26 protein-coding genes are annotated in these 25769 nt (G+C 71.6%); 13 read left to right on the forward strand and 13 right to left on the reverse strand.

The window, feature by feature from the left end:
- The first annotated feature begins 3 nt into the window (after window positions 1–3).
- The 6 genes from rfbB to V6V47_RS11545 are packed head-to-tail and all read left to right on the forward strand — an operon-like array spanning window position 4 to window position 5283.
- On the forward strand, window positions 4–1005 hold the full coding sequence (gene rfbB, locus V6V47_RS11520; RefSeq protein ID WP_334628108.1) for a dTDP-glucose 4,6-dehydratase: 1002 nt from the start codon (window positions 4–6) through the stop codon (window positions 1003–1005).
- The gene (gene rfbD, locus V6V47_RS11525; RefSeq protein WP_334628182.1) at window positions 1002–1889 is read left to right on the forward strand and encodes a dTDP-4-dehydrorhamnose reductase; all 888 of its coding nucleotides are present in this window, start codon (window positions 1002–1004) and stop codon (window positions 1887–1889) included. Before rfbB ends, rfbD begins: the two co-directional genes overlap by 4 nt.
- Window positions 1886–2257, forward strand: a complete 372-nt coding sequence (locus V6V47_RS11530; protein WP_334628109.1) for a DUF2304 domain-containing protein — start codon at window positions 1886–1888, stop codon at window positions 2255–2257. The genes rfbD and V6V47_RS11530 overlap by 4 nt, the downstream gene beginning before the upstream one ends.
- On the forward strand, window positions 2250–2951 hold the full coding sequence (locus V6V47_RS11535) for a glycosyltransferase family 2 protein (RefSeq protein ID WP_334628110.1): 702 nt from the start codon (window positions 2250–2252) through the stop codon (window positions 2949–2951). The genes V6V47_RS11530 and V6V47_RS11535 overlap by 8 nt, the downstream gene beginning before the upstream one ends.
- Window positions 2948–4258, forward strand: coding sequence for a lipopolysaccharide biosynthesis protein (locus V6V47_RS11540; RefSeq protein ID WP_334628112.1), 1311 nt, complete (start codon window positions 2948–2950; stop codon window positions 4256–4258). Before V6V47_RS11535 ends, V6V47_RS11540 begins: the two co-directional genes overlap by 4 nt.
- Complete coding sequence (locus tag V6V47_RS11545; RefSeq protein WP_334628113.1) at window positions 4255–5283, forward strand: glycosyltransferase family 2 protein; 1029 nt, start codon at window positions 4255–4257, stop codon at window positions 5281–5283. The genes V6V47_RS11540 and V6V47_RS11545 overlap by 4 nt, the downstream gene beginning before the upstream one ends.
- Before the next feature lie 70 nt (window positions 5284–5353).
- On the opposite strand, the gene prcA is transcribed toward V6V47_RS11545, so the two are convergent.
- The 7 genes from prcA to arc all read right to left on the reverse strand — a co-directional run bounded on the left by prcA (window position 5354) and on the right by arc (window position 13573).
- The gene (prcA, locus tag V6V47_RS11550) at window positions 5354–6175 is read right to left on the reverse strand and encodes a proteasome subunit alpha (protein ID WP_334628115.1); all 822 of its coding nucleotides are present in this window, start codon (window positions 6173–6175) and stop codon (window positions 5354–5356) included.
- Window positions 6176–6236: 61 nt separating this feature from the next.
- A complete protein-coding gene (gene prcB, locus V6V47_RS11555; protein WP_334628117.1) occupies window positions 6237–7076 on the reverse strand; it encodes a proteasome subunit beta in 840 nt (279 codons plus the stop codon).
- Window positions 6995–7474 carry an endonuclease VII domain-containing protein gene (locus tag V6V47_RS11560; RefSeq protein ID WP_334628118.1) on the reverse strand — a complete coding sequence of 160 codons (480 nt, stop codon included), beginning with the start codon at window positions 7472–7474 and terminating at the stop codon, window positions 6995–6997. The genes prcB and V6V47_RS11560 overlap by 82 nt, the downstream gene beginning before the upstream one ends.
- 197 nt (window positions 7475–7671) lie before the next feature.
- Window positions 7672–7887 carry a ubiquitin-like protein Pup gene (locus tag V6V47_RS11565; protein ID WP_334628119.1) on the reverse strand — a complete coding sequence of 72 codons (216 nt, stop codon included), beginning with the start codon at window positions 7885–7887 and terminating at the stop codon, window positions 7672–7674.
- Window positions 7888–7991: 104 nt separating this feature from the next.
- Window positions 7992–9509: a depupylase/deamidase Dop gene (dop, locus tag V6V47_RS11570; protein WP_442934217.1), complete on the reverse strand. Its 1518-nt coding sequence runs from the start codon at window positions 9507–9509 to the stop codon at window positions 7992–7994.
- Between the two features lie 110 nt (window positions 9510–9619).
- Window positions 9620–11638 carry a hypothetical protein gene (locus tag V6V47_RS11575; protein ID WP_334628120.1) on the reverse strand — a complete coding sequence of 673 codons (2019 nt, stop codon included), beginning with the start codon at window positions 11636–11638 and terminating at the stop codon, window positions 9620–9622.
- A gap of 150 nt (window positions 11639–11788) precedes the next feature.
- A complete protein-coding gene (arc, locus tag V6V47_RS11580; RefSeq protein ID WP_334628121.1) occupies window positions 11789–13573 on the reverse strand; it encodes a proteasome ATPase in 1785 nt (594 codons plus the stop codon).
- Between the two features lie 178 nt (window positions 13574–13751).
- Here arc and V6V47_RS11585 point away from each other — a divergent pair, with 178 nt between their 5' ends.
- A complete protein-coding gene (locus V6V47_RS11585; protein WP_334628185.1) occupies window positions 13752–14045 on the forward strand; it encodes a ferredoxin in 294 nt (97 codons plus the stop codon).
- A 56-nt stretch (window positions 14046–14101) separates the two neighbouring features.
- Here V6V47_RS11585 and V6V47_RS11590 read toward each other — a convergent pair whose 3' ends face one another.
- The 3 genes from V6V47_RS11590 to V6V47_RS11600 all read right to left on the reverse strand — a co-directional run bounded on the left by V6V47_RS11590 (window position 14102) and on the right by V6V47_RS11600 (window position 16857).
- Complete coding sequence (locus V6V47_RS11590; RefSeq protein ID WP_334628122.1) at window positions 14102–14674, reverse strand: hypothetical protein; 573 nt, start codon at window positions 14672–14674, stop codon at window positions 14102–14104.
- 96 nt (window positions 14675–14770) lie between these two features.
- Window positions 14771–15769, reverse strand: coding sequence for a tRNA (adenine-N1)-methyltransferase (locus V6V47_RS11595; protein WP_442934218.1), 999 nt, complete (start codon window positions 15767–15769; stop codon window positions 14771–14773).
- A complete protein-coding gene (locus V6V47_RS11600; protein WP_442934219.1) occupies window positions 15766–16857 on the reverse strand; it encodes a site-2 protease family protein in 1092 nt (363 codons plus the stop codon). Before V6V47_RS11600 ends, V6V47_RS11595 begins: the two co-directional genes overlap by 4 nt.
- A gap of 140 nt (window positions 16858–16997) precedes the next feature.
- On the opposite strand from V6V47_RS11600, the gene V6V47_RS11605 reads away from it, so the two are divergent.
- The 5 genes from V6V47_RS11605 (at window position 16998) to V6V47_RS11625 (ending at window position 23083) form a co-directional block, all read left to right on the forward strand.
- Window positions 16998–17912, forward strand: coding sequence for a RecB family exonuclease (locus tag V6V47_RS11605; protein ID WP_334628124.1), 915 nt, complete (start codon window positions 16998–17000; stop codon window positions 17910–17912).
- Window positions 17913–18155: 243 nt separating this feature from the next.
- Entirely contained in the window at window positions 18156–18842 is a 687-nt protein-coding gene (locus tag V6V47_RS11610; RefSeq protein WP_334628125.1) for a response regulator transcription factor, read from the forward strand.
- 353 nt (window positions 18843–19195) lie between these two features.
- Entirely contained in the window at window positions 19196–19963 is a 768-nt protein-coding gene (locus tag V6V47_RS11615) for an ABC transporter ATP-binding protein (protein WP_334628126.1), read from the forward strand.
- Window positions 19963–22518, forward strand: a complete 2556-nt coding sequence (locus V6V47_RS11620) for an ABC transporter permease (protein WP_334628127.1) — start codon at window positions 19963–19965, stop codon at window positions 22516–22518. Before V6V47_RS11615 ends, V6V47_RS11620 begins: the two co-directional genes overlap by 1 nt.
- A gap of 187 nt (window positions 22519–22705) precedes the next feature.
- Window positions 22706–23083, forward strand: coding sequence for a carboxymuconolactone decarboxylase family protein (locus V6V47_RS11625; RefSeq protein WP_334628128.1), 378 nt, complete (start codon window positions 22706–22708; stop codon window positions 23081–23083).
- A gap of 10 nt (window positions 23084–23093) precedes the next feature.
- Here V6V47_RS11625 and V6V47_RS11630 read toward each other — a convergent pair whose 3' ends face one another.
- From V6V47_RS11630 to V6V47_RS11640, 3 genes are all read right to left on the reverse strand, one after another.
- Window positions 23094–23750 carry an HAD family hydrolase gene (locus tag V6V47_RS11630; RefSeq protein ID WP_334628188.1) on the reverse strand — a complete coding sequence of 219 codons (657 nt, stop codon included), beginning with the start codon at window positions 23748–23750 and terminating at the stop codon, window positions 23094–23096.
- 121 nt (window positions 23751–23871) lie between these two features.
- Window positions 23872–24615 (reverse strand): neutral zinc metallopeptidase, encoded by a 744-nt coding sequence (locus V6V47_RS11635; protein WP_334628129.1) that lies wholly within the window; start codon window positions 24613–24615, stop codon window positions 23872–23874.
- A 115-nt stretch (window positions 24616–24730) separates the two neighbouring features.
- On the reverse strand, window positions 24731–24940 hold the full coding sequence (locus V6V47_RS11640; protein WP_334628130.1) for a hypothetical protein: 210 nt from the start codon (window positions 24938–24940) through the stop codon (window positions 24731–24733).
- A 436-nt stretch (window positions 24941–25376) separates the two neighbouring features.
- On the opposite strand from V6V47_RS11640, the gene V6V47_RS11645 reads away from it, so the two are divergent.
- Window positions 25377–25769: a YciI family protein gene (locus V6V47_RS11645; protein WP_334628131.1), complete on the forward strand. Its 393-nt coding sequence runs from the start codon at window positions 25377–25379 to the stop codon at window positions 25767–25769.

The raw sequence follows: 25769 nt of genomic DNA on the forward strand, positions 1-25769 counted from the left end.
CCCGTGAGGATCCTCGTCACCGGCGGAGCCGGATTCATCGGGTCGGAGTACGTTCGTCTGCTGCTGGGCAAGCCCCTCGGCAGCGCCGCGGGCGTGCCCCCGATCGAGCCGGCGGCCGTGACCGTGCTCGACAAGCTGACCTACTCGGGCAACCTGGCCAACCTGGCCCCAGTGCGGGACGACCCGCGGCTGCGGTTCGTGCAGGGCGACATCTGTGACGCGGCCGTCGTCGACGAGGTCGTCGCCGAGCACGACGTGATCGTGCACTTCGCCGCCGAGTCGCACGTCGACCGCTCCATCGCCGGCGCCGCGCCGTTCGTCACCACCAACGTGCTGGGCACCCAGACCCTGCTGGACGCCGCCCTGCGGCACGGCACCGGTCGCTTCGTGCACGTCTCCACCGACGAGGTGTACGGCTCCATCGACGAGGGATCCTGGACCGAGACCTGGCCCCTCGCGCCCAACTCGCCGTACTCGGCGTCCAAGGCCGGCTCCGATCTGCTCGCGCTCGCCTACCACCGGACCCACGGCATGGACGTGGTGGTCACCCGCTGCTCCAACAACTACGGGCCGTACCAGTTCCCCGAGAAGGTCATCCCGCTGTTCGTCACCAACCTGCTCGACGGCGGCACCGTGCCGCTCTACGGCGACGGCGGCAACATCCGGGACTGGCTGCACGTGCACGACCACTGCCGGGGCATCGCGCTGGTCCAGCAGAAGGGCCGCGCCGGCGAGGTGTACAACATCGGCGGCGGCACCGAGCTGACCAACAAGGAGCTCACCGGCCAGCTGCTCGACGCGTGTGGCGCCGGCTGGGACCGGGTCGTCCCGGTCGCCGACCGCAAGGGCCACGACCGCCGCTACTCGCTGGACATCACCAAGATCAGTGAAGAGCTGGGGTACGCCCCGAGCATCGACCTGGACCGCGGCCTCGCCGAGACGGTGCGCTGGTACCAGGAGAACCGGGCCTGGTGGGAGCCGCTGAAGTCGGCGCCGACCGCATGAGCCGAGTGCTCGTCACCGGTGCCGGCGGGATGCTCGGTCAGGACCTCGTCGCCGTCCTGGCGACCCGGCCCGACCTCAAGGTGACCGCCGCCACCCGGGCCGACCTGGACATCACCGACCCCGCCGCGGCCAGCGGCGCGGTCGCCGGCCACGACGTCGTGATCAACGCGGCGGCGTGGACCAACGTCGACGCCGCCGAGACCGAGGAGGCCGCGGCCACCGCCATCAACGGCGACGGCACCGCCAACCTCGCGGCGGCGTGCGCGACCAGCGGCGCCCGGCTGATCCAGGTCTCCACCGACTACGTCCTCTCCGGCGACGCGCACACCCCCTACCCGGAGGACGCGCCCACCGCGCCGATCAACGCGTACGGCCGCAGCAAGCTCGCCGGCGAACAGGCCGTCGCCCGGCTGCTGCCCGACAACGGGTACGTCGTGCGCACCGCCTGGCTGTACGGCGCGCACGGGCCCAACTTCGTGGCGACCATGCTCCGGCTCGCGGCCCAGCGCGACCACCTCGACGTGGTCGACGACCAGCACGGCCAGCCCACCTGGTCGTACGCCCTCGCGGAGCGACTGGTCGCGCTCGCCGACGCGGCGGTCGCTGGCCGTGCGGCACCCGGCGTCTACCACGGCACCTGCTCCGGCCAGACCAGCTGGTACGGGCTCGCCCGGGCGGCGTTCGCCCTCGCCGGGCTCGACCCGGACCGGATTCGGCCCACCACCAGCGACCGGTATCCTCGTCCCGCTCCCCGACCGGCGTACAGTGTGCTAGGGCACGGCCGCTGGACGGCCGCTGGTCTGCGGCCGCTTCCGGACTGGCACACCACCCTGGCTGACGCGTTCGCCTCCCCCGCTCCACCCGCCCCGTGGAAGGTCGCATGAAGCTCACCCTCGTCACCGGCCTGACCGGCCTGTTGCTGCTCGCCACCATCGTCGAGTTGCTCCGCCGTCGTCAGCTGCGCGAGAAGTACGGCATGCTCTGGCTCGCCGTGCTGATCATCGTGATTCCGCTGTCCCTGTTCCCCCGACTGCTGGACAACGTGGCCGGATTCTTCGGCGTGGTCTCCGGCGTCAGCCTCGTCCTGTTCCTCGGCATCATCTTCCTGCTGCTGGTGTGCGTACACCTCAGCTGGGAGGTCAGCGCCCTGGAGGAGGAGACCCGCACCCTGGCCGAAGACTTCGCCCTGCTCCGCGCGCAGATCGACGCGGACCGGGCAGCCCGAGACGAACTGGTGTCCCACGATGGTTAACGGCAAGCGCACCTTGATCATCATCCCGGCCCTCAACGAGTCGGGCTCCATCGCCGACGTCGTCGGCGAGGTCCGCGGGGAACTGCCCGGCGTCGACGTGCTCGTCGTCGACGACGGCTCCACCGACCGCACCGCCGCCGTCGCCGCCGCCGCCGGCGCACGCGTCGCCAAGCTGCCGTACAACCTCGGCGTCGGCGGCGCCATGCGTCTCGGCTACCGCTACGCCCGCGACAACGACTACGACGTCGCCATCCAGATCGACGCCGACGGCCAGCACGACCCCCGGTACGTGCCGAAGCTCGTCGACCTCCTCGAGGACAACGACCTCGTCATCGGCGCCCGGTTCGCCGGCGAAGGCGACTACAACGTCCGCGGCCCCCGCCGCTGGGCCATGGTCATGCTCTCCGCCGTGCTCTCCCGGGTCGCGCACACCAAGCTCACCGACACCACCTCCGGCTTCCGGGCCGCCAACCGGCGGGTCATCGAGATGTTCGCCGGCTGGTACCCGGCCGAGTACCTCGGCGACACGGTGGAGACCCTCGTGCACACCGCCCGACGGGGCTTCCGCATCCGACAGGTGCCCGTCGCCATGCGCAAGCGGATGGCCGGCACACCCAGCCACTCCCCCGCCAAGGCGATGATCTACCTCGGCCGCGCGTTCGCCGTCCTCACGCTGGCGCTCATCCGCCGGTGATCCGTCGCCTCCTGCGCCTGATCCCGCCCGGCACCATCGCTGTTGGTGCCGGGCTGGGTCTTCTCGGCCTCGCCTCCTACGTCCACCTCGCGGTCGCCGGCCACAGCCTCAGCGGGGTCGACTACAACCGCCTGTCGGTGCTCTGGTCGATCGTGTTCACCCTCGGCATCGGCGTGTTCATGCCGATCGAGCAGGAGGTCGCCCGGGTCGTCGCCGCCCGGCGCAGCCAGGGGCTTCCCCCCGGGCCGGTGCTGGCCCGGGGCGTCACCGTCGCCGCCGCGATGCTCGCCGTGCTGGTGTTGGCCGTCACCGCCGGCCGTCAACTCCTCGCCGACCACCTCTTCCACGGTGACGGCACCATGGTCACCGTGCTCGTCGGCGCGCTCGCCGCGATGGCCGTCGCCTACGCCACCCGCGGCGTCCTCTCCGGCCTGCAACTCTTCCCCTGGTACGGCACCCAACTCGGCATCGACGGCGGGCTGCGCATCGTCATGGTCGTCCTGCTCGGGCTGGCCGGCGTGACGTCCCCCGTCTGGTACGGCGTCGTGCTCGTCGCCGCCCCGCTTGCCAGCGTCCTGCTCACCCTGCCGCCGGTGCTGCGTGCCATCGGCGGCGGCCCACCGGTCGCCTGGGCCACCCTCCTGCGCGGCCTCGGGCTGCTCACCGCATCCAGCCTGCTCTCCCAGGTCGTGGTGAACGTCGGCGTGATCAACCTGCAGTTGCTCGCCCCCTCCGACACCGCAGCCGCTGGCGCGTTGCTCTCCGCCCTCGTGCTGGTCCGCATCCCGCTGTTCGTCTTCGGCTCGATGCAGGCGTCACTGCTGCCGGGCCTCGCCACCACCGCCACCACCGGCGACCAGGCCGGTTTCCACAGCCTGCTGCGCCGGGCGCTCGGCATCGTCACCGCGCTCGGCCTCACCGGGGCCGTCGGCGCCGTGCTGCTCGGCCCGTGGCTGGTCGGCGTGCTCTTCGACGCCCCCGGCGTCCTCGGCCACGGCGACTTCGCCTGGCTGGCCGCCGCCACGCTCGCCTACCTCTGGGCGATGGTGCTCGGCCAGGCCCTCCTCGCCCTCGACCGGCACCGCGCCCAGGCCATCGCCTGGGTCGTCGGCGTCGCCGCCCTGATCGTCGTGACGCTGCTCCCGGCCCCGGTGATCCTCCGGGTCGAGCTGGCCTACACCATCGGCTCCGTCGTCGTCGCCGCCACCATGGCGGTGCTGCTGCGCGGCGGCACCCAGCACACCCCCACCCCCACCCGGCCCCACGACGACACCGTGGCCGCCACCGTCTCCGGAGGCATCCGATGACCCGCCCACAGGTGACCGCGGTGATGCTCGCCTACGGCGCCGAGCCGTACCTGGTCGACGCCGCCCGGGCCATCCTGGCCAGCACCGACGTCGACATCGACCTGGTCGTCGTCGACAACGGCTGCACCGGCGACGGCATCGACATCGTCAAGGGCTTCCCCCAGGTCCGAGTGGTCCGCCCCGAACAGAACACCGGCTACTCCGGCGGCTGCCGGGTCGGCGCCGCCGAGGCCACCGGCGACTGGCTCGCCTTCGTCAACTCCGACGCCATCGTCGCCCCGGACGCCCTCGCCAAGACCGTCGCGGTCGCCACCGAGCCGGGCGTCGGCGCCGCGATGGCCTCGATCCGGCTCGCCGACACCCCCGAGCTGATCAACACCTCCGGCAACCCGCTGCACTTCACCGGGCTGTCCTGGGCCGGCGGCAACGGCGAACCAGCCACCGCCCACGCCGCCCGCACCACCGTCCCCTCCCTGAGCGGCTGCTGCTTCGTGATCAGCCGCCAGCGCTGGCAGGAGCTCGACGGCTTCGCCGCCGAGTACTTCGCCTACCACGAGGACACCGAACTCAGCCTGCGGCTCTGGCAACGCGGCCTCCGCCTGGAGTACGTCCCGGACGCCGTCGTCCTGCACCACTACGAGTTCTCCCGCAACGACCTCAAGCTCTACCTGGTCGAACGCAACCGACTCGTCACCCTGCTCACCGCGTACCAGACCCGGACGCTCCTGCTGCTCGGCCCGATGCTGCTGCTCACCGAAGCCGCCATGCTCGCCGCGGCGCTCGCCGGCGGCTGGACCAAGCAGAAGACCCGCGGCTGGGGCTGGCTGTGGCGCAACCGGTCCTGGGTCGCCACCCGCCGCCGCCAGCTACAGAGCGAGCGCACCGTCCCCGACGGGGCGATCGCCCCACTGATGACCGCCCGGGTCGCCCCGTCGAACGTCGACGCGCCCCCCGGCATGGGTGTCTTCAACGCCGTCGCCGCCGGCTACTGGGCCCTCGCCCGGCCGCTGCTGCAACGCCGCTGACCACAACCAGACCGCGAAACACCGATGCCGGGGACCGCTCACGCGGGCCCCGGCATCAACGCGAACACGGTCAGCGGTCGGCCTGACCCGGCCGATCCTCCAGATCCGCGGAGCCCGCCGAACTGGTCGGCTTACCCGACTCCCCGGTCGGCTGCGCAGGCGCCTCCTGCCGGTCGGTGCCCGGCGGCGGCGTCTCGCCGTCCAGCAGGGCCGTCAACGCCGCCCCGGTGATCCGCCGGAACGTCCGCCCCACCCGCTGCCGGTCCAGCACCGCCACCTCGAGCTGGTTCGCGGCGATCGTCCGGGCCGCGCCGCCCTCACCACCGACGCTGCTCAGCGCCTGCACCGCGACCTTCACCGCCTCGGCGAGCGACATGTCCGAACGGTGGTTCGACTTCAGTACGCCGGTGATCGCCTCGGCCTGCCCACCCATCGCCATCCGCCCCGGCTCATCGTTGACCGAGCCGTCATAGGTGAGCCGGTACAACTCGTCGGCGTCGGCGGTCGCCCCGACCTCCGCCACGCAGATCTCCACCTCGAACGGCTTCGACTGCTCGGTGAAGATCGCGCCCAACGTCTGCGCGAAGGCGTTGGCCAACGCCCGACCGGTGACGTCCCGCCGGTCGTAACTCAGCCCGTTCAGATCGGCCATCCGCACGCCGGCCCGGCGCAGGTTCTCGAACTCGTTGTACCGGCCGACCGCGGCGAAACCGATCCGGTCGTAGATCTCGCTGACCTTGTGCAGGGCGCTGGACAGGTTCTCCGCGACGAAGAGCACCCCGCCGGCATAACTGAGGACCACCGCGCTGCGGCCCCGAGCGATGCCCTTACGGGCCAGCTCGGAGCGGTCGCGCATGATCTGTTCGGGCGAGGCGTAGAACTGCATGGCCACGGCGGCGGTTCTCCTTACGGCGCTGTGCTGACGACTGCTGACTGGTGGGGGTGGACGGGCTCTAACCGCCCGGGTTCTCCATCCGGCCGGAGACCACACCCTCGGCGATCGCCGCCGTCTCGGCATCGGTGAGCCGGTAGGTGCCCTCAGCGGTCGCGGTCATCACCACCGGGTAGATCCGCCGGGTCAGGTCCGGACCGCCGGTCGCGGTGTCATCGTCGGCCGCGTCGTAGAGCGCCTCGACGGCGAGCCGGGTCGCGTCCTCGACGGACACCCCAGCCCGGAAGCGCTTCTTCAACGCGGACTTGGCGAAGAGCGAGCCGGAGCCGATCGCGTCGTAGCCGGTCTCCTCGTACGGGCCACCGGTCACGTCGAAGCTGAAGATCCGGCCGGCCTTCGCGGGATCGGCGGCGGCCAGGTCGAAGCCGGCGAAGAGCGGCACCACGGCCAGCCCCTGCATGGCCGCGCCCAGGTTGCCCCGGATCATCGAGGCCAACCGGTTGGCCTTGCCGTCCAGCGAGAGCATCGCGCCCTCGATCTTCTCGTAGTGCTCCAACTCCACCTGGAACAGTCGCATCAGCTCGATCCCGATGCCCGCGGTCCCCGCGATACCGACCAACGAGTACGCGTCGGCCGGGTGCACCTTTTCTATGTCGCGCTGGGCGATCAGGTTGCCCATGGTGGCTCGACGGTCGCCGGCCATCACCACACCACCGGCGGCCGAGATGGCCACGATGGTGGTCGCGTGCGGCGCCAGGTCGGCGGCCATGCCCGGCGGCAGCGGCCGTCGGCCAGGCAGCATCTCGGGGGCCACTCGGCTCAGGAACGTGGTGAAGGAGGACGTCCCCGCGTTGGTGAACACATCTGGTAGACGCCCGGATGGATCAAAGCCCGCTGCCACGTGGTTCCTCTCAGGTACGTGATCGCCCTGGCCAGCCTCATGGGACTGTCACGAAACTGGCCAAGACCACCGTTGCAGTTGAAGCAGAGTATCCCGCGCACCCATCCGGTGCGATGATCGTGGTCCAGATGTTGAGGGTCGGCACCGCCGCAGATCGCACAGACCCCGCCCTGCTCGGCCAGGAGCTCCTGAAACTCCCTCTCGCCGATGCCGTACCGCCGCCGCAGGTGGTACTCGCGAGTCCCGCCGTACAGCCGCTGCGCGGTCTCCTTGCCCCGGGCATTATGGCAGGGTTTGCAGTAGGTATGCCGGCCAGTGGCTTTTGTCGTGGTGGTGGGGAAATCAGTCAGCGGCTTGATCTGATCGCAGTCCGGACACCACTTGAGACCCTCGCCCACGGGTACGGAGGACCTCCGCATCGGGGCCATGCCGCGCTTGCGCCGGCTCGCCCCCGAACGGAGGGCGGCACACGCCTTGCAATAGAAAGCGAGGCCATCCTTCCGCCGGCGGTCGCGGTGGAACTCCGTCGGATCCAGCACCCGCTTACACTGCGGGCACGTCTTGACCGACTGCCCGGACAAACCGGACATAAGCCCTATTCTCCGCCTTTTTGGACGTAACCTCGCACGAACTCCTCTGCGTTCTCCTCCAGGACGGAGTCGATCTCGTCGAGCAGGTCGTCGACGTCCTCGGTGATCTCGGCGTGCCGCTCGGCCACCTCGGGGTTGGCCTCGGTGACGACGTCCTCGATCTCCTCGCCCTGGCGGGACTTGCCGGACTGCGACTGACCGCCGCTGTCATGAGTGGCCATAGCTGTCTCCTCCACGATCGTCTGCGATGAACTTACCTCGCGGGGACGACGAAAAGCCCGCCGCGCGCCGGCTCGCGGCACACGACGGGCATCTGGACACGCGGTCAGCCGCCGGTCAGCGTCTCCAGCAGATCCTTGGCGCTCGCGCAGCGGTCGAACAGCGCCCCGACGTGCGCGCGGGTGCCGCGTTCCGGCTCCATCATCGGCACCCGGACCAGCGACTCCCGGCCGACGTCGAAGATCACCGAGTCCCAGCTGGCGGCGACGACCTCGGAGGCGTACTGCGCGAGGCAGCGGCCGCGGAAGTAGGCGCGGGTGTCCTCCGGCGGCTCGGTCATCGCGGTGCGGGTCTCGTCGTCGGTGAGCAGCGTCTTCATCGCCCCCCGCGAGACGAGCCGGTGGTAGAGGCCCTTCTCCGGCCGGACGTCGGAATACTGCAGGTCGACCAGTTGGAGCTTGTGTGCGCCCCAGCCGAGCTTCTCGCGCTCCCGGTAGCCCTCCAGCAGCCGCAGCTTGGCCACCCAGTCGAGCTCGTCGGCGCAGAGCATCGGGTCGCGCCCGAGCCGGTCCAGTACGTCCTCCCACCGGTCGAGCACGTCGGTGGTCTGCTCGTCGATGTCGGTGCCGTAGCGGTCGTCGACAAAGGACCGGACCCGCTCCAGGTACGCCCACTGCACGTCCAGGGCGGTGAGCCGGCGGCCGTCGCGCAGCCGCATCAGGTGCGTCAGGGACGGGTCGTGGCTGACCGCGCGCAGCTCGTTGACCGGGTCGGCGATGCCGAGGTCGGCGCCGAGCGCCTTCTCCTCGATCATCGTGAGGATCAGCGCGCTGGTGCCGACCTTGAGGTAGGTGGAGATCTCGGAGAGGTTGGCGTCGCCGATGATGACGTGCAGCCGGCGGTACTTGTCGGCGTCGGCGTGCGGCTCGTCGCGGGTGTTGATGATCGGGCGCTTGAGGGTGGTCTCGAGGCCCACCTCGACCTCGAAGAAGTCGGCACGCTGGGAGATCTGGAAGCCGCTCTGCCCGCCGTCCTGGCCGATGCCGACCCGGCCGGCGCCGCAGACGATCTGCCGGGTGACGAAGAACGGCGTCAGGTACGCCACGATGTCGGCGAACGGGGTCTGCCGACGCATCAAATAGTTCTCGTGGGCGCCGTAGCTGGCGCCCTTGTTGTCGGTGTTGTTCTTGTAGAGGTGGATCGGCTGGGTGCCGGGGATGGTGGCGGCGCGGCGGGACGCCTCGGCCATCACCCGCTCGCCGGCCTTGTCCCAGCGCACGATGTCCCGAGGGGTGGTGACCTCGGGGGTGGAGTATTCGGGGTGGGCGTGGTCGACGTAGAGGCGTGCCCCGTTGGTGAGTATCACGTTGGCGAGCCCGAGGTCCTCGTCGGCGAGGGCCTCGGCGGGGTCGTAGGCGGCTCCGGAGTAGGTGAAGCCGCGGGCGTCGCGCAGTGGCGATTCTTCTTCGTAGTCCCAGCGGGCCCGGCCGCCCCGGTTGAGTTCGGGGCGGGCCCCGTAGGCGTTGACCACCTGGGAGGAGGTGACCATCGGGTTGGCTCCGGCCTGGCCGGGCACGGAGATGCCGTACTCGACCTCGGTGCCCATGATCCGACGTACCGTCATGCGACCACTCGCTTCGCTCGCCCACGGAGCCGGCGTGCCCGCCGCTCACACCATCGAGACTAGTCCGCCCGGTGGCCTGCCGCGCAGCCCTGACCGCACGGCGCGGCGTGCTACCGCCCGGTGGTGGGTTTGAGGGGCACCACGGTCAGCCCTTCGCGCAGCGTCGGGTCTCCCTTGAGGACCCCGTCGATGGCCTTCTGAGCGGCCGGGTCGGCCACGATCAGGCGGAGGGGGCGAGGGACGCGGCGCAGGATCTCGCCGGTGCGGGCGGGCTCGTCGTAGATCGTGAAGTAGATGCCGGTCTCGGTCTGGCCGCTGGTGCCCTGCATCGCGGAGAGGAAGATCGATTCCCGGTAGCCGTGCAGGCCCACCTTGTCGATGACGAGGGTGGTGGTGCCGGGGATCGGCGGGTAGGCCCGGTAGGCGACGCTGGTGACCGACGCGGGGCGGGAGATGGTCCGTACGTTGCGGGAGGCCCAGTCGGTCGCCCAGGTGCCGTTGCCGCGGCTGCGGTGGAAGAAGCCGCCGGTCCAGCCGATCAGGCCGGTGCCGACGAGCAGGGCGACGGTGACGAGGGCGGCGGTGGCGACGGCGGGCAGGGCGCCGCTGATGGGGCGGCGTCGCGGCTCGGTGTCGGTGGCGGGAGCGGGCACCGGCAGCAGTCGGGCGAGCGCGGCGGTGCCGATGATCAGGACGACGATGCCCAGGTGGGCGGTCTTGCCGAAGTAGTACGCGGGTTGGGTGCCGTTGAGGATGTTGGCGGCGGCCATGGCGGCGGAGAACAGCAGGGCGACGGCCAGCGCGACGAGGTAGCGCCGCCAGGTGGATTCGCCGAGGTTGGTGCGGACGAGGATGGCGGCGACCACGACGGCACCGAGGCCGAGCAGGGTGTTGTAGGTCTCGACCGGTGGGGTGCCGCCGGGGGCGGCGAGCGCTTCGCTCTGGCCGGCGACGAGCACGCCGAGCAGGGCGGTGAGCGGGGCGAGGGCGGCGGTGAGCAGCGCGATGACGGCGACGCTGCCGAGGCGGGTGCGCAGCTTGCGCCGGTCGGCGATCAGCCAGCAGAGCACCATGGCGCCGGTCGGGAAGAGGAAGAGGTAGTAGCTGAACCCGACGCCGATCAGCAGTGCGCCGATCAGGAGGAGTTGTTCGCGGAGCCGGTCGAGGGGGCGGGCGATGAGGGCGACCAGGATGACGGCGAGGCTGAGCCCGAAGGTCTCGCTGGGGTAGCCGGCGACGATCAGGCGGGGCAGTTCGGTGCCGAGGACCAGCGCGGTGACGGCGACGATGAGGACCAGCCGACGCAGCGGGTGCAGGGGGCCGGCGACGTGCTGGGCGGCCCAGACCAGCGCGAGCAGGAGCATTCCGAAGCTGGCGAGGCACCAGAGCACGTAGTGGTCCATGAGCGCCGGGCCGGTCGGCGGGTTGCCGCCGGGGCCGCGCAGGAAGCCGTCGAGCAGTGCGGTGGTGAGGTGCCAGCCCTGCGGGTAGTAGACCAGGCCGGAGAAGACGTGTTCGCGGGCGGCGTCGGGGTCGACGAAGAGGTAGCCGCCGAGTCGGCCGATGGCGTCGAAGAGGGCCGGGTGACGGCCGTTGTCCTCGCCGACCATGGCGAGGTTGAGGCGCTGGCCGAAGGTGTCGGCGCGCAGGTAGGGGGTGGCCAGGTAGCCGGCGGCGAGCGCGGCGGCGGCCAGCGAGGCCACGTCGGGCCAGCCGGGGCGGGGCAGGTGGGGTGCGCGCCGGGAGAGCACGGCGGCGAGGGTCAGGAGCGTGAGCGCCAGGCCGGTGACGGGCACCGGGTGCAGGCCCCAGGGCCAGACGGCGAAGAGCAGGCCGGCGGCGCAGGTGAGGCCGGCGAGCAGGGCGAGCGCGAGGACCACCCGGTCGAGCAGGGTGCGGCCGGAGCGCAGCAGGCTGGCCGTGGCGAGCAGCACCAGTGGGGGCAGGAGCCAGGGGGCGTGCGCGGCGTACGCGGCGACCGGGACGAGCCAGCAGGCGAGGAGCACGCCCGCCAGCAGGCCGATCCCGGGGCGCTGGCGGGCCGGCGGTGTGGGGGTTTTGCCGGTCGAATCCCGGTTGTCCGTGCCACCCGGCACTGCTGGCATTTCCATGGTGGCGTCGGCACGCACGGGCGTCCTCGTTCGGTAGGGCTGCGGGGTCGCCGCAGTCTAGCCGGAACGGGTGTCGTCGTCGGCCCGCCGGTGGGCGTGGTGCGGGAGGGCGGGTGTGGGACGCACGCAGCGGCGGCACCGGGTGTTCCCGGTGCCGCCGCTGGGTGGTTACAGGTACTGGCCGGTGTTGCTGGCGGTCTCGATGGACCGGCCGGCCTCGGCGCCCTTGCCGCCGGAGACGAGCGTACGGATGTAGACGATCCGTTCGCCCTTCTTGCCGGAGATGCGGGCCCAGTCGTCGGGGTTGGTGGTGTTGGGCAGGTCCTCGTTCTCCCGGAACTCGTCGACGCAGGCGTCGAGCAGGTGCTGCAGGCGCAGCCCCTTGCGGCTGGAGGTGAGGAACTCCTTGATGGCCATCTTCTTGCTGCGGTCGACGATGTTCTGGATCATCGCGCCGGAGTTGAAGTCCTTGAAGTAGAGGACTTCCTTGTCGCCGTTGGCGTAGGTCACTTCGAGGAAGCGGTTCTCCTCGGTCTCCGAGTACATCCGGAGCACCACGGCGTCGATCATCGCCGCGACGGTGGCCTGGGGGTCCGCGCCGTGTTCGGCGAGGTCGTCGGGGTGCAGTGGCAGCCCGGCGAGGATGTACTTGGAGAAGATGTCCTTGGCCGCCTCGGCGTCCGGTCGCTCGATCTTGATCTTCACGTCGAGTCGGCCGGGGCGCAGGATCGCCGGGTCGATCATGTCTTCCCGGTTGGAGGCGCCGATGACGATGACGTTCTCCAGCCCCTCCACGCCGTCGATCTCGCTGAGCAGCTGCGGGACGATGGTGTTCTCCACGTCGGAGGAGACACCCGAGCCGCGGGTCCGGAAGATCGAGTCCATCTCGTCGAAGAACACGATCACCGGGGTGCCCTCGCCGGCCTTCTCCCGTGCCCGCTGGAAGATCAGCCGGATGTGCCGCTCGGTCTCGCCGACGTACTTGTTGAGCAGCTCGGGACCCTTGATGTTGAGGAAGAAGCTGGTGTGCTTCTCCTTGCCCTGCCGTTCGGCGATCTTCTTGGCCAGCGAGTTGGCAACCGCCTTGGCGATCAGGGTCTTGCCGCAGCCGGGTGGGCCGTAGAGCAGGATGCCCTTGGGTGGGCGGAGCTGGTGCTCGCGGAACAGGTCCGCGTGCAGGAAGGGCAGCTCGACCGCGTCGCGGATCTGCTCGATCTGCGACTGGAGGCCACCGATGTCGGTGTAGTCGACGTCGGGCACCTCCTCCAGGACCAGCTCCTCGACCTCGCTCTTCGGGATCCGCTCGTACGCGTACGCCGAGCGGGGCTCGATCATGAGCGAGTCGCCGGCCCGGATCGTCGAGCCGATGAGCGTCTCGGCGAGGTGGACGATGCGCTCCTCGTCGGAGTGGGACACCACCAGCGCCCGATCACCCGGCCCGCCGCCCGGCCCCTCCAGGATCTCCTTGAGCATCACGACCTCGCCGACCCGCTCGTAGCCGAACGCGTCGACGATGTTCAACGCGTCGTTGAGCAGGACCTCCTGGCCGCGGCGCAGCTCGGCCACGTCCAGTGAGGGCGAGATGGCGACCCGCAGCTTGCGGCCGCCGGTGAACACGTCCACCGTCCCGTCGTCATGCTTGGCCAGGAAGACGCCGTAGCCACTCGGCGGTTGCGCGAGTCGGTCGATCTCCTCCTTGAGCGTCACGATCTGCGTGCGAGCCTCCTTGAGGGTGCTCACCAGCCGGTCGTTGTTCTCGGTCAGCCGCGCCAACTGTGCCTGGGTGGCCGCCAGCCGCTCTTCGAGCTGCCGGACGTGTCGGGGGCTTTCGGTCAACTTACGCCGCACCAGAGCGAGTTCCTCCTGAAGGAACGCGACCTGCGTGGAGAGATCGTGGGCTTCCTTCTCCCACCGTGCGGCGCGCGAGTCCGCGTCGTCGCTGCGTGCTGCCACGTCCCACCTCCCCGGGGGGCTTGAACGTTCTGCCCTAACACTAGCCGCTATGAGGCCGATTCGGTCCCATGCAACACCCTCGTCACCGAACCTTGATCGCCAAGGGTGGCCTGGCGGGCCGGTACCGGGGTTCGGGTACCGTCGGGGCGTGGGACGGGAGAACATGGGGGGTGCACCGGTGGCCGAGGTCGCGACCGACCAACTGCAGGTCTGGGTGGACCAGGATCTCTGCACGGGTGACGGGCTCTGCGTGCAGTACGCCCCGGAGGTCTTCGAGTTCGACATCGACGGCCTGGCGTACGTCAAGGGCGTCGACGGGGAGCTGCGGATGGCGCCCGGCAGCCGGGTCGACGTGCCCGAGCACCTGCGGCTCGAGGTGATCGACTCCGCGAAGGAGTGCCCGGGCGACTGCATCCACGTGGTGCGCGGCGACGGCGTCGAGGTCGCTGGCCCGGCCGCCGAGGACGACTGAGCGACCCCTTCCGGCCGCGCGGTGTGCGCGGCCGGAAGGGCCCGAGGGCGTACGCCTCAGAGCATCGGGCGGCCGACCACCGAGGCGACCAGCCGGGCGAACTCCTCCAGGCGGGCGATCTGCCCGGCCCCGCCGTCGTCGAGGGTCTTGCCGAAGCGCAGCGCGTCGTGCCGTGGCGTACCGACCATCTCCTCGGTCGGCGGCGCCTCGTCCAGTGAGGTGAGCAGCAGGTAGACGTCGATGCTGTCGACCCGGATCTCGCCGGTCTCGGCGCGGGTGAGCCGACGTCGGCAACCGACCTCGGTGACCGTGGAGACCGGCACCACCCGCAGCGACGACGTCATCGACCCGGGCGGCCCCTCCGTCGGCGGCACGTCCTCACCGTGCCAGAGGATCAGCCGGCTGCCGTCGCAGACCACGACCTCCTGCCACACGCCGTTGACCTCGTTGACGAAGCGTTCCAGCGTGAAGCCCAGCACCGACGCGCCGCGCAGCACCCCACCGAGTGCCTCCAGGGCGACGTCCGGGTCCCGCAGGTAGGCCCGCGCCGCCGACTCCAGGTCCTGGTAGGGCGACCAGTCCGGAAAAACCGCGGGCAGGTCGCCGCCGCCGTAGCCCGGTCGGCTCATGCCACCGCCTCCCCCGGCTCGGTGCCGCTTCCGCTGTCGAAGACGGGGCTCGTGGCCGTACTCCGCGCGCTCATGCCGACCCGCCCACCTCGATGATCACGGCCGGTCCAACTCCCCCGCGGCGTCGGGCTGCGCCTCCGCCGCCTGGGCGGCGGCCTGCCGGGCGGCCTCCGCCTCGCGCAGCACCTGCCGGCGCTGCACGTACGCCTCGGTGCCCTTGCTGGGCTTGCGCCGCCGCGGCGGCGCGGTGACCCCGGGGGCGAGCTTGCGCGCGGAGACCAGGAACGCGGTGTGCGCGATCATCCGGTGGTCCGGTCGGACGGCGAGGCCCTCGGCGTGCCAGTCCCGCACCAGCGACTCCCAGGCGCGCGGCTCGGTCCAGCCACCGCGCTCGCGCAGCGCCTCGACCAGCTCGGAGAGCTGCGGCGTGGTGGCCACGTAGCCGATGAACACCCCGCCGGGCACCAGCGCCCGCTCGACCATGTCGAGGGTCTCCCAGGGCGTGAGCATGTCCAGGATGATCCGGTCGAAGCCGGTCTCCTGGCACTGGGCGACGTCACCGACGTGCAGCTGCCAGGCCGGGTGCGGCCCGTTGAAGAACGCCTCGACGTTGCGCCGCGCGATCTGGGCGAAGTCGTCGCGCAGCTCGAACGAGTGCAGTTCGCCCTCGGTGCCGACCGCGCGCAGCAGCGAGCAGCTCAGCGCGCCGGAGCCGGCGCCGGCCTCGAGGACCTTCGCGCCGGGGAAGATGTCGCCCATCGCGACGATCTGCGCCGAGTCCTTCGGGTAGATGACCTGTGCGCCGCGCGGCATGGAGAGCACGTAGTCCGACAGCAACGGCCGCAGCGCCAGGAACGCGGTGCCACCGCCGGTGGTGGTCACCACGCTGCCGTCGGGCAGCCCGATCAGCGCGTCGTGCGTGAGGATGCCGCGGTGCGTGTGGAACTCCTTGCCGGGCTCCAGCGTCACGGTGTGCATCCGCCCCTTCGGGTCGGTCAGCTGCACCCGGTCGCCGGGCCGGAACGGCCCGCGGTGCACGGGTGTCAGCGCCGGTGTGGCGGTGTCGGCCGGGACGGTGGAGGGAGTTGCGGTCACGATGTCATCTTCCGGTTGGGTTCAAGGAGCTGCGCCAGGTCCGCGATATGCAGGATGCCGACGACATCTTCGCCTGCGGTCACCACGTACTGCGCGCCCGGGTGGGTCTGCACGGCCTCCATGACCCGCTCCCCGTCCAGCCCCACCGCCAGCGCGGGAAGCGTGCCCAGCGACCGGGCGACGGCGTCGACCGCCAGCCAGGGGCGACGCTCGACGGGCACCGCCGCGGCGGCGGCCGGGTCGACCAGCGCGACCGGCCGCCCGGTGGAGTCGGTGACCAGCAGCGCGGCGGCGGGCTGCCCGCCCTCGGCCCGCCGGCGCTGCGCCTCGGACAGCGGCGTGCCGGTCGGCACCGGCCAGACCGGTCGGGCCAGCCGGGACAGGTCGATCAGCGGGAAGCGGCGGCTGACCCGGGCGGCCCGGATCGACTGCCCGGCCCCTCGCCAGAGGGTGACGGCGACCAGCAGCATCAAGGGCAGCGCCAGTGGGGCCAGGTAGTCGGCCAGGGTGAGCACCAGGACCAGGACGGCGGTGCCGACGGCGACCGCGCGGCCCGCCCAGCCGGCGACCTCGGTGCCGCGGTGCCGGTCCCGGGTCAGCCCCCACACGGCGGCGCGCAGCGCCCGCCCACCGTCCAGGGGCAGCCCGGGCAGGCTGTTGAACACCGCCACGATGACGTTGCTCACCGCGAGCTGGAAGGCGAGCTGGTGGGCCACGGTCCCGTCGGGCAGGGCGAGGGTGGCGGCCACCGAGAGGACGCCGAGCACCGCCGAGACCGCCGGGCCGGCCAGCGAGACCAGCAGGTCGACGCGGGGCGACGGGGCGTCGCGGTCCATCTCGGTGTAGCCGCCGAGCAGTTCCAGGGTGATCCCGCGCACACCGATGCCGTAGCGCCGGGCGGTGAGGGCGTGGCCCAGTTCGTGCAGCAGCACCGAGCCGAGCAGCGACACCACGAACCCGAAGCCGATCAGATAGCCGCTGACCTGCGGGAGGTCCAGTTGCCGGCGGGCGAACTCGGCGTACAGCACGGCGACCAGCACGGCGAGCAGGACCATCGAGGCGTTGAGGTGCAGCGGCACCCCGAACACCCGGCCCACGCTCAAGCCGGGGCGCCGGTCGGGCCGACGCGGCGGCCGGGATGACTGCTCCATCGCACCGATGCTACGGACCGGCGCCGTACGGGGCGGGCGGCGGTCCGTGTCATACCGGTGCCCTAACCTTTGCGGACATGACGGCGGAACCGGTCACCACCCCTCAGTCCCCCACCCCGGCGCAGACGCCGCCCACGGTGCGGGCCTCGCTGTCGCCGTCGCGGGCGGCCGACTTCAAGACCTGCCCGCTGCTCTACCGGTTCCGCAGCATCGACCGGCTGCCCGAGCGCACGACGATGGAGCAGGCCCGGGGCACGCTGGTGCACGCGGTGCTGGAGCGCCTGTTCGACCTGCCCGCGCAGGGCCGCACGCCGGCCGCGGCCGGCGACCTGGTGGCCCCCCAGTGGGACCGGCTGGTCACCGAGCAGCCGGAGCTGGCCGGGATCTTCGAGGGCGCCGAGCCGGCCGGCCCGGTGGAGTTCCTGCGCTCCGCCGCCGGGCTGCTCGAGGGCTACTTCGCGGTGGAGGATCCGACCCGGTTGGAGCCGGCCGAACGCGAGAGCCTGATCTCGGCGGTGGTCGACGAGGAGCTGCTGATCCGGGGTTACCTCGACCGACTCGACGTGGCACCGGACGGCGCGCTGCGGGTGGTCGACTACAAGACCGGTGGCGCTCCCCGGGAGGCGTTCGAGGCGCGGGCGCTGTTCCAGCTCAAGTTCTACGCGCTGGTGCTGTGGCGCACCCGGGGAGTGGTGCCCAAGGTGCTGCGGCTGCTCTACCTGCGCGACGCCGAGGTGTTGGATTACGCTCCGGACGCCGACGAGCTGGTCCGCTTCGAGCGCACGGTGGTGGCGTTGTGGCGGGCGATCGAGCAGGCCACCGTCCGGCAGGATTTTCGGCCCCGGCCGAGCAAGCTGTGCGACTGGTGCAGCCACCAGGCGCTGTGCCCCACCTTCGGTGGCACCCCTCCGCCGTTCCCGGTCAGGGTGGCCGGCGCCGATCCGCTGCGTGACGCCCGGTCCGCCCCGGCGACGCCCGGCGCCGACGACTGAGCCCGGGCCATGCGGCGGGCAGGGTGCGCTCGCGCGGCCCGGCGGCGAGCACCGGCACCGGCACCGGCACCGGGCGACGCTGACGACCCGACCGGATCGGTGCCGCGTCGGTGGGGCCGCGGCGGTGCGCGAGCTTCTACGGTAATCCGCGACGCACCGGCGGGCTCGCTCCCCTCGGCGGCCCGGGTGCGCGAGGATGACCGCCGCGTCAGCACGGCGGCGGCGCGGGCCTAGGGAGGCGACATGAGCGACCGGGTGGCCTCGGCACGGCCGGTGCGGATCCTGCTCGCCGACGACCAGCCGCTGCTGCGCACGGGTTTCCGGATGGTGCTGGGTGCCGAGGGTGACCTGGACGTGGTGGCGGAGGCCGGGGACGGCCTGGAGGCGGTGGAGCTGTCCCGCCGGCTGCTGCCCGACGTGGTGCTGATGGACATCCGGATGCCCCGGATGGACGGGGTGGCCGCGACCCGGGCCATCGTCGACGCCCGGCTGCCGGTTCGGGTACTGGTGCTGACCACCTTCGATCTGGACGAGTACGTGGTGGGCGCGCTGCGCGCCGGCGCCAGCGGGTTCCTGGCGAAGGACGTGCCGGCCGAGGATCTGATCGCGGCGATCCGTACGGTGGCCGGCGGGGGCGCGGTGATGGCACCGCGGATCCTGCGCCGGCTGCTGGACCGCTTCGCCGACCTGCTGCCCGATCCGGCGGCGGCGCCACCGGCGGCGCTCGACGCGCTCACCGACCGGGAGCGCGAGGTGCTGGTGCAGGTGGCGCGCGGGCTGTCGAACGCCGAGATCGCGGCGGCCCTGTCGGTCAGCGAGACCACCATCAAGACCCACGTCGGGCACGTGTTGACCAAGCTACGGTTGCGGGACCGGGTGCAGGCGGTGGTGCTGGCGTACGAGTCGGGGCTGGTCCGCCCCGGGGCGTAGCGGTCCGGGCGCGGGTACCCCGACGGGCGTACCCGAAGATCCCCCCGCGGGGTGACGGCGGCCTTGTCGTGCTCACCTACCGTGACTGGAGATGGCTCGGCGCGGTTGACCCTCACGTGGCGTCAGCTCCTAGCGTCGGCCACGGAGCGTTGCGGCGGTCGGGAAAGTCACTCGGCCGGCTGTCGGGTCAGGGGCAACCCTGAGCCGGCATGGGGGTGCACCCGCAGCGCGAAATCCGCCGCGGGTCCGCCCGTGGGCGGACGGGACGGGCGTGAGCAGCGCCGATGATGGAGACGGTCGCGCCGGACCAGCGGGGGCGGCGTGTATTCGGACAGACGGAAGAGGTAGATGACGTGACCGCGACGGTAGGCCAGCAGGCGCAGGCCGCGGCCCGGGCGAATGACGTGTGGAAGGTGTACGGCAGCGGTGAGGCACAGGTCATCGCTCTGCGGGGGGTCAGCGCGGAGTTCGAGCGCGGCCGGTTCACGGCGATCATGGGCCCGTCGGGGTCGGGCAAGTCGACGCTGATGCACTGCCTGGCGGGTTTGGACTCGGTCACCAAGGGGACGGTGGCGATCGGTGAGACCACGGTCACCGGGCTGGGCGACTCGGGGTTGACGAAGCTGCGCCGGGACAAGGTCGGCTTCATCTTCCAGCAGTTCAACCTGCTGCCGACGCTCACCGCCAAGGAGAACATCCTGCTGCCGCTGTCCATCGCCGGGCGCAAGCCGGACCCGGCCTGGTACGACACGGTGATCAACACGGTCGGTCTGCGGGACCGGCTGGACCACCGGCCGGCGCAGCTCTCCGGTGGGCAGCAGCAGCGGGTCGCGTGCGCGCGGGCGCTGGTCTCCCGCCCCGAGGTGATCTTCGCGGACGAGCCGACCGGCAACCTGGACTCCCGCTCCGGCGCGGAGGTGCTCAACTTCCTGCGCGACTCGGTCCGCCAGCACGGCCAGACCATCGTGATGGTCACCCACGACCCGACGGCCGCCGCGTACGCCGACCGGGTGGTCTTCCTCGCCGATGGGGAGATCGTCTCGGAGCTGATCGAGCCGACCGCCGAGACGGTGCTGGACACCATGAAGAAGCTGGACACTCCGGCTGAGGTGGGCAACTGATGTTCCGGGCGACAATGAAGAGTCTGCTGGCCCGCAAGGTCCGGCTGATCCTGTCCGGGTTGGCGGTGGTGCTCGGGGTGATGTTCGTCTCCGGCGCCTTCGTGCTGACCGACACGCTGGGCCGCTCGTTCGACTCGGTGTTCGCCGACGGCTTCTCCGAGATCGACGTGAACGTCGCGGCGAAGCCGAGGGTGGAGCTCAGCGAGATGGAGGGCGAGCAGACCGCCGCCCCGCTGCCCGCCGCCGTGGTGGACCGGGTCAAGCAGGTGCCGGGGGTCGCCTCGGCGACCGGCATCGTCAACGCCGACGGCGCTCGTGTGATCGGCAGCAACGGCAAGGTGATCAGCTCGTTCGGCCCGCCGCAGTTGGGCGAGAACTGGACCGGCGAGAGCGACCTGATGCAGTTGCGGGAGGGGCGCGGGCCGCAGGCCGAGGACGAGATCGTGGTCAACAAGTCGTTGGCCACCGCGGCGAAGGTGCAGGTCGGCCAGAAGGTCGGCGTGCTGACCGCGTTCGAGTCGAAGAAGCGGGACTTCACGCTCGTCGGCATCCTGGGTTACAGCGGTGACCGGGACTCGATCGGCGGGGTCAACGAGGTCTTCTTCACCACGCCGGTGGCGCAGCAGCTGATGCTCGGCACGCCGGGCTCGTTCAGCAGCATCACCGTCCGCACTGCCGACGGGGTCTCCGACGAGACGCTGCGCGACGACGTGGCCCGTGCGCTCGGCCCGGACTACGAGGTGAAGACCGGCAAGCAGGTCGCCGCGGACGCTGCGGCCGGCTTGAAGGAGGGCCTGTCCTTCTTCAACAAGATCCTGCTCGGCTTCGCGGCGGTGGCGCTGCTCGTCGGCACCTTCCTGATCCTCAACACCTTCTCGATCATCGTCGCCCAGCGCACCCGGGAGTTGGCGCTGATGCGCGCCATCGGGGCCAGCGGTCGGCAGATCATCGGTTCGGTGGTGCTGGAGGCGATCGCGGTGGGGCTGATCGCCTCGGTGCTCGGCTTGGCCGCCGGCATCGGGGTGGGGGCGCTGCTGGCGTTCCTGTTCGGCAAGCTCGCCGGTGGGCTCACCCTCGCCGGGATCGGCGTCCCGGCGGCCGCGGTCATCGGCTCGTTCGCCGTCGGCACGGTGATCACCGTGGTGGCGGCCCTGCTGCCGGCGCTGCGCGCGTCCCGGATCCCGCCGATCGCGGCCATGCAGGACGTGGCCACCCCGGACCGACCGTTGACCAAGGTCACCGTGGCCGGGTCGCTGGTCACCGCCGTCGGCGCGGTGCTGCTGTTCCTCGGGCTCAGCGGCAACGCCAGGGGTAGCACGCTGCCCACCATCCTCGGTGGGGTGCTGTTCGCCTTCATCGGCGTGGCGCTGCTGACCCCGCTGATCAGTCGGCCGGTGGTGAGCCTGCTCGGCGCGATCTTCTCCTGGTCGGTGCCGGGCAAGCTGGGCCGGCTCAACTCCGGGCGCAACCCGCGCCGGACCGCGATCACCGCCGCCGCGCTGATGGTCGGCATCGCGCTGGTCACCGGCGTCACGGTGATCCTCGACTCGGCCAAGGGCAGCATCAGCGCGCTCGCCAAGGACACCATCAAGGCCGAGTTGGTGATCGCCGGGCAGCAGGGTGGTCCGCGTCCGCCGAGCTTCGACCCGGGTGTGCTGGAGAAGGCGAAGGCCCTGCCCGGTGTGCGGCTGGTCGACGGCGAGTACGGCGACATGGCGAAGCTCGACGGCGAGAGCACCTGGGTCGCGGCGAGCAGCGAGATCGCGTCGCTGCGGCAGATCTTCGGCGCGAAGGCCACCGCCGGCGACATCGACCGGCTCGGGCCGACCGAGATGCTGGCCAGCTCCGACACCGCCAAGTCCCGTAACTGGTCGGTGGGGTCGACGGTGAAGGTGCAGCTCAACCGGGGCGAGGCACGGACGTACACGGTCAGCGGCATCTACGAGTCGTCCCAGCTCACCAACCCGGTGACGCTGCCGGCGCAGGCCGCGAAGGACTTCGCCATCCCGCAGCCCATCCAGGGCTTCATCCAGCTCGCCCCCGGTGCTCGGGTGTCCGACGTGCAGCCGCAGGTGGAGACGCTGCTGGCGGACAGCCCCGAGGTGTCGGTGGCCGACATGGACGCGTTCATCAAGCAGCAGACCAGTCAGCTCGACGGGCTGCTCACGATGATCCAGATCCTGCTGGCGTTGGCCATCGTGATCGCCGTGCTCGGCATCATCAACACGCTGGCGCTGTCGGTGCTGGAGCGGACCCGCGAGCTCGGGCTGCTGCGGGCGATCGGCCTGCGCCGGGGCCAGACCATGGGCATGATCACCGTGGAGGCGGTGGTGATCTCGGTGTTCGGCGCGCTGCTCGGTGTGGCGGTCGGCACCGGTCTCGGCGCCGCAGTGGTCGAGGCGCTCAAGGACGAGGGGATTACCGACCTGATCCTGCCCTGGGGGCAGATGGGTGTCTTCCTCGGTCTCGCCGCGATCATCGGGGTGGTGGCCGCGGTGCTACCCGCCATCCGTGCGGCGCGGATCAACGTCCTGGGCGCGATCGCCCACGACTGAACGGTGACACCCGGAGGCCCCCGATCGCCGCTCACGGCGGTCGGGGGCCTCCGGCGTTGACCTGGCCGAATCGCCCTCGTGACCGGCGTCGAGCTGCCAGGCTGGCCGTGCCAGCGTGCCGCGGCCTGGGGGCGGCGGCCTGGGGGCGGCGGCCTGGGGGCGGCGGTGGCCGAGCCGGGAGGGCGACATGACCGATCAGGACGCGTACCAGCGGGCACTGGGTCACGCCGAGCGGCTGCTCGGTAAGCCGCTCGTGCTGCCGCTCGGCGAGGGCGAGCCGCCGGTGGGGCACGACTTCCGCCGTCTGGCCACCGTGCAGACCTTCGGTGAGGTGTGGCCTCGGGAAGGGCTGGACCTGCGCAGCCGTTGCCTGGTCTCGGTGGCGATCGCCGCCACCCTCGGCACCCACGAGCCGCTGCGTGGCCAGCTGCGCATCGCCCTGGAGTCGGGCGTGACCAAGGAGGAGATCGTCGAGTTGTTCATCCACCTGGCCGCCTACGCGGGGGCGGCCCGGGCGTTCGACGGCTACCAGGTGGTCACGGCGGTCTTCGCGGAGCGCGCCTGACCGGTGGCGGTCAGCCGGTCGCGCCGGCCCGGGCGGCCAGCAGCGCGGCGAGCACCTCCAGGTCCACGGCGGTCAGGCTCGCCACCTGGTGTACGCCGTCGGCGTGCGGCAGCGGCACCTCCGCGGGCACCGCCAGGACCGCGGCGCCGGAGGCGAACGCACTGGCGACCCCGGTCGGTGAGTCCTCGATCGCCACGCAGTTCTCGATCGGCACGCCGAGCAGTCGGGCGGCGGTCAGGTACGGCTCCGGGTGCGGCTTGGCCGCGTCCACCTCGTCACCGCAGACCACCGCGTCGAAGCTGTCCCGGCCCAGTGTGTCCAGGGCGATCTCGACAAGTGGCCGGCCGCTGGAGGTGACCAGCGCGGTGGGGATTCCCGCCGCGCGGACCGCGCGCAGCAGCGCGAGCGCGCCGGGGCGCCAGCGCAGCCCGGTGCGGAACAGCTCCAGGATCCGGGCGTTGATCCACGCCGCGCTGACCGCCGGGTCCCGTTCGGGTTGACCCAGGTCGTCGTGCAGGATCCGCATCGACTCGGCCATGCTGGTCCCGATGATCGACTGGCGGGCGGCGGTGGACATCTGGCCGCCGTACTCGCGTGCCAGTTCCTGTAGCGCGACGTCCCACAGCTTCTCGCTGTCGACCAGCGTGCCGTCCATGTCGAAGAGCACGGCGGCGGGATGGTGGCTGCTCAGGGGATCCTCCAGGGTCGTGGTCGACACTGGCGATCCTGCCAGGGCGGGTCGCGGCCGATGGCGGCGGAGTGCGACCAGGTGATCCGGGCAACGCTGGTCAGCCCAGGTCGCAGGCACCCAGGGACTGCTCGTAGCCGCGGAAGAACGAGTCGGTGCGTTGCTCGGCGGTGCCGTGCGCGCCCTCGGCGAACCAGGGCTGGTCGGGGTCGTCACCGACCGCCGCCAGCCCCTCTCGGAACTCGTCCAGGTCGCCCTCGGCCAGGGTCAGGGCGCCCGAGCGCACCGAGTCGCCGAGGTACGCCCCGGCCATGCAGTCGGCCTGCAACTCCTGCTGGATGGTGAAGCTGTAGTTGATGCCGAGCCGCACCTGGATGCCGTGGGCGTACTCGTGGCCGAGCAGGTAGAACACGAACGCGTCGCCGACCTGGCGGAACGCCGCCACCGACCACCTGACGTCGTAGGCGATGAAGTCGCCCCGCGAGCAGTAGACGGCGTTGTTGCGGGGCAGCGGCTGCCCGCCGCAGGACACCTCGCCCTCCCGCTGGTACGGGGTGATTCGCTTGACCGGCTGGAAGCGCTGCCCGGACGCCTTGAACTGGGCCGCCCAGTACCGCTCGGCGATGGCCTGCGCGTCGGCGACGTCCTGCTCGAACTCGGCGACGCTGGTGGTGCTGTCGGCCCGGGTGGTGCTCGGCCCCGGGGAGGCCGCCGATCCGCTCGGCGCCGGGCGCTCACCCTCGGGATCGGCGAGGCCACCGCCGGAGCAGGCGACCGATACCACTGCGGCGATCAGCAGGCCCACCAGCGGCCACCGGACGTGCCGTCCCGACCGTGCCTCCACTGTGCCCTCCCCTGGTGCTGGTGCCGCGCTGGGCAGTACCCCGACGATACGACCGCCATGCCCACCACCACACTCACGCGCGTCGGTGCCCGCCGGTTCACCGCTGCCCTGTCCGTCAGCCGGTGGAGTCACGCCCGCGCTGCCACGTGTCGCCCTGCTCGCCGTGCCGCTGCGCCTCGTAGCGCTGCTGCCGGGTACGAGCGTCTCGACCGGCCACGCCGTCCTCGACCGACGTCACCCGTCCCCGATCACGCCGAGCGACAACCCCGAACAGCCCACCCCCGACCACCGCGACAAACCCGAGAACCACCCAGACCACCGTCATTCCCCCAACCTAACGACCTCCCGCCACCCGGCCCGGCCCCCGACCACGGCCCGGCCCCCAACCGCGGCCCGGCCCCCGACTGCGGCCCGGCCCCCGACCGCGGCCCGGCCTCGACCCCGCCGAGGATCCGGGGTGACCGGTCCAGTTGTCCGTCCTTTGCTCTGCTTCAACGGTCGCAACGAAAAGATGCCGCCCGTGTTGCGTCGGGTGAAGCAGAGCAAAGGACCCGAACCAGGGGTCCGGACCCGCCCCGGCAATCACGTGGTTGCGGCGGCCCGGCCCGGCGCGGCGGGTGGCAACGCCAACCTCAGGACCGACCACCCGGCCGGGTACTGGGGTCGTAGCGTGTCCGGATCGGGTTGGTGGCTTCGACGTCTCTGGTGAGCGGCGTTGGATGTCGGCGCCGGCGACAGAGGAGGCAGGCACGGTGAAGTACATGATCATGCTTTACGGTTCGCAGCAGGACTACGACATGCTGTCCGGCCGGGCGACGGACCGGCCGGCCATGTCGGCCGAGCAGATCGCGGCGATGCACAAGCACATGGAGACGGTTCACCAGGCGCTCGCCGAGTCCGGCGAGTTGGTCGACGCGCGGGGCCTCAGCGAGCCGGTGCACGCCCGCCGGGTGCAGGTGCGCGAGGGCGCGCCCGTGGTCACCGACGGCCCGTACCCGGAGACGCAGGAGGTCCTGGCGGGCTACACGATCGTGGAGTGCGCCAGCTTCGACCGCGCCACCGAGATCGCCTCGGGCCTGGTCGACCCGGACACCCCCGGCGCGTACGTGGACGTGCGGCCGGTGTTGGACGGCGTCGAGGACCTGGCCGGCTGA

Origin of the sequence: Micromonospora sp. CPCC 205539 (assembly GCF_036906815.1) — a bacterium.
Classification (GTDB): domain Bacteria; phylum Actinomycetota; class Actinomycetes; order Mycobacteriales; family Micromonosporaceae; genus Micromonospora.